This window comes from Mycobacterium sp. E2497, assembly GCF_001668695.1.
Lineage (GTDB): Bacteria > Actinomycetota > Actinomycetes > Mycobacteriales > Mycobacteriaceae > Mycobacterium.
Window position 1 is genome coordinate 1 of the sequence record NZ_LZKD01000303.1, and the last position, 3,911, is coordinate 3,911.

At 69.7% G+C, this 3,911-nt stretch carries 1 protein-coding gene; it reads left to right on the plus strand.

Translation table 11 applies throughout. The features are described 5' to 3' along the window. Positions 1-3,911 (plus strand): non-ribosomal peptide synthetase (locus A5713_RS27045; protein WP_156752058.1); only part of this gene is annotated, 3,911 nt, incomplete at both ends.

Here is a 3,911-nt window from a genome sequence, read left to right on the forward strand (position 1 = left end):
CTCGTGGCACAGGTGCAACAACGCAGCCTGGCCGCCTATGAACACCAAGACGTACCCTTCGAACTCCTCGTCGAGCGGCTACACCCCACCCGCAGCCTCAGCCACCACCCCCTGATCCAAGTCGTCCTCGCCTGGCAGAACCTGCCCTGGCAACACAGCGGGCCCGCCGCGGGACTGGCGCTGGGCGACGTCGAGGTCACCCCGGTGCCGGTGGACACCCATGTCGCGCGAATGGATTTGGTGTTTTCGTTGGCTGAGCGTTGGGGTGAGGATGGTCGGCCCGCCGGGATTGGTGGGGCGGTGGAGTTTCGTACCGATGTGTTCAACACCGCTCGGGTGGAGGCGGTGGTCGCGCAGGTGTATCGGGTGTTGGTGGCCATGGTGGCGGATCCGGGGCGGCGGTTGTCGTCGATCGATGTGCTGGAGGAGTCCGAGCGTGCGCGGCTGGACGAGTTGGGCAATCGGGGGGCGCTGAGCGCTCCGGTGTCGACGGGGTTCTCGATTCCGGGGTTGTTCGGCGCGCAGGTGGGGCGTGCGCCGGAGGCGGTGGCGATCACCGAGGGGGAGCGGTCGTGGACGTATCGGGAGGTTGATGAGTGGTCGACTCGGTTGGGGCGCTTGCTTGTTGAGTATGGTGCCGGGCCGGGGGAGTGTGTGGCGGTGTTGGCCGAGCGGTCGGCTCAGGCCGTGGTGGCGATCCTGGCGGTGCTCAAGGCCGGGGCGGCCTACCTGCCCATCGACCCGGCCCTGCCGGCGGCACGCATCGAATTCATGCTCACCGACGCCGCGCCGATCGCCGCGATCGTCACCCCCGAGTTGCGGGCCCGGCTCGACGGGTTCGACCTCGCCGTCGTCGATATCGACGACCCCGCCGCCGAGGCGCAGCCCGGCGACGGGCTCCCGGCGCCGTCGCCGGAGGACATCGCCTACGTCATCTACACCTCCGGCACCACCGGGGTCCCCAAGGGTGTCGCCGTGCCGCACCGCAACGTCACCCAGCTGCTGGAGTCGGTGAACCGTGAACTGGCGCTGGGGCGGGTGTGGTCGCAATGCCACTCGCTGGCCTTCGACTTCTCGGTCTGGGAGATCTTCGGGTCGCTGCTGCGCGGAGCCCGGCTGGTGATCGTGCCCGACGCGGTGGTCCGCTCGCCAGAAGAGCTGCACGCCACGCTGATTCGCGAACAGGTCAGCGTGCTCAGCCAGACACCGTCGGCGTTCTACGCGCTCTCGCCCGCGCTGGGCGGACGGCTGAAGCTGCGGACCGTGGTGTTCGGTGGCGAGGCGCTGGAACCGCAGCGGCTCGGCGGATGGCTGCACCATCGGCCGGGGGTGTCGCGGCTGATCAACATGTATGGCATCACGGAGACCACGGTGCACGCCTCGTTCCGGAAGATCGGCGACGGCGACGTCGCCACCGGCGTCAGCCCCATCGGTGTGCCGCTGGCGCACCTGGGCTTCTTCGTGCTGGACGGCTGGCTCAACCCGGTGCCCGGCGGCGTGATGGGCGAGTTGTACGTGGCCGGTCATGGCGTGGCGTACGGGTATGTGGGCCGGGCCGGACTGACCGCATCGCGGTTCGTGGCGTGCCCGTTCGGAGAGCCCGGACAACGGATGTATCGCACCGGGGACTTGGTGCGCTGGGGCGCCGACGGGCAGCTGCAGTACCTGGGTAGGGCCGACGAGCAGGTCAAGATCCGCGGCTACCGCATCGAGCTCGGCGAAATCCGCACGGCGCTAACCGGTTTGGATGGCGTCGAGCAGGCGGCCGTGGTCGCTCGCGAGGACCGTCCCGGCGACAAGCGAATCATCGCCTACCTCACCGGCACCGCCGACCCGGCCGAGATCCGCACCCGGCTCGCCGACCTGCTCCCCAGCTACATGCTCCCCGCCGCGGTCGTCGCACTCGACGAACTGCCCCTGACCATCAACGGCAAACTCGACATCCGCGCCCTGCCCGCACCCGACTACCAGGAAAGCGGCGAATACCGGCCCCCGGCCACACCGGTGGAGGAAATCCTCGCCGGCATCTACGCCCGCGTCCTGGGGCTGCAGCGCGTCGGGGTCGAGGAGTCCTTCTTCGACCTCGGCGGGGATTCGTTGTCGGCCATGCGTTTGGTCGCGGCGGTCACCACCGGCCTGGGCGCCCACCTGCAAGTGCGAACGCTGTTCGAGGCGCCCACGATCCGGGAGTTGGCTCAGCGTCTCGGTGCGGGCGAGGGCCGGCCCGCCCGGATCGTGGCCGGTGCGCGGCCGGCGGTGGTGCCGTTGTCGTTCGCCCAATCCCGCCTGTGGTTCACCGATCAGTTGCAGGGACCGTCGCCGGTGTACAACCTGGCCGCGGCGATACAGCTGGACGGGGCCCTGGACGTCGAGGCGCTCGGGGCGGCGCTGGGTGACGTCGTGACCCGGCACGAAAGCCTGCGCACGGTGTTCGCCGCACCGCAGGGAACACCCCGGCAGGTGGTCGTCCCCGCCGTTCGCGCCGACTTCGGCTGGCGGGTGGTGGACGCCGCCGAGTGGTCGGCGGGCCGCCTCGACGAGGCCATCGAGACCGCTGCCCGCCACACCTTCGATCTGGCCGCCGAAATTCCCATGCGCGCCTGGCTTTTCCGAGTCGCACCGGACCGGCACGTCTTGGTGGCGGTCGTCCACCACATCGCCGCCGACGGATCGTCGCTGACCCCGCTGGTGCGCGATCTCGGGGTGGCCTATTCCCACCGGTGCGCGGGCGAGGCGCCCGCGTGGGCGCCGCTGAGCGTGCAGTATGTCGATTACACGCTGTGGCAGCAGGCCAACCTGGGTGCACTGGACGACCCTGGCAGCCCGATCGCCGGGCAGCTGCGCTACTGGCAAGAGGCCCTGGCCGAACTGCCCGAGCGCCTCGCGCTGCCCACCGACCGGCCCTACCCGCCGGTGGCCGACCATCGCGGCGCCCGCGTGGCCGTGAAGTGGCCGCCGGAGCTGCAGCAGCGCGTGCGCGAGGTCGCTCGTGAGCACAACGCGACCAGCTTCATGGTGCTGCAGGCTGCCCTGGCGGTGCTGCTGGCGAAAGTCGGCGCGACCTCCGATGTGGCGGTGGGCTTTCCGATCGCCGGGCGGCGAGACCAGGCGCTGGAAGAACTGGTGGGCTTTTTCGTCAACACCTTGGTGCTCCGCGTCGACCTGGCCGGAAACCCCACTCTCGCAGAGGTGTTGGCGCAGGTGCGGCAGCGCAGCCTCGCGGCGTACGAACACCAGGACGTGCCGTTCGAGGCGCTCGTGGAACGGCTCAACCCCACCCGCAGCCTCACCCACCATCCGCTGGTCCAGGTCATGTTGACCTGGCAGAACGACGGGCCCGCCGAACTGGTCCTGGGCGATCTCCGTGCGACTTCGCTGCCGCTCGACATGCACACGGCGCGCATGGATCTGGTGTTTTCGTTGGCCGAGCGCTGGACCGACGACGGACAACCCGCCGGCATCGGCGGGGCGGTGGAGTTCCGCACCGATGTGTTCGACGCCGGCTCCGTCGCGACCCTGATCGACCGGTTACAACGCGTGTTGGTCTCGTTGACGACCGACGCAACGCGGTCGCTCTCGGACGTCGATGTCCTCGACGAGGCCGAACATGCCCGGCTGCGTGCCCTCGGCAACGACGAGGTGCTGACCGAGGTGTGGGGGCCGGCGTCGATTCCGGTGTTGTTCGCCGGGCAGGTGGCTTGCCGGCCTGAGGCGGCGGCGGTGACGTTTGAGGGTCGTTCGGTGACGTATCGGGAGTTGGATGAGGCGTCGAACCGGTTGGCCCACTTGTTGATTGGCCGGGGTGCGGGCCCGGGTGAGGCGGTGGCCCTGCTCTTCGGCCGTTCGGCCGAGGCGATTGTGGCGATCTTGGGTGTGCTGAAGTCGGGGGCGGCGTATTTGCCGATCGATCC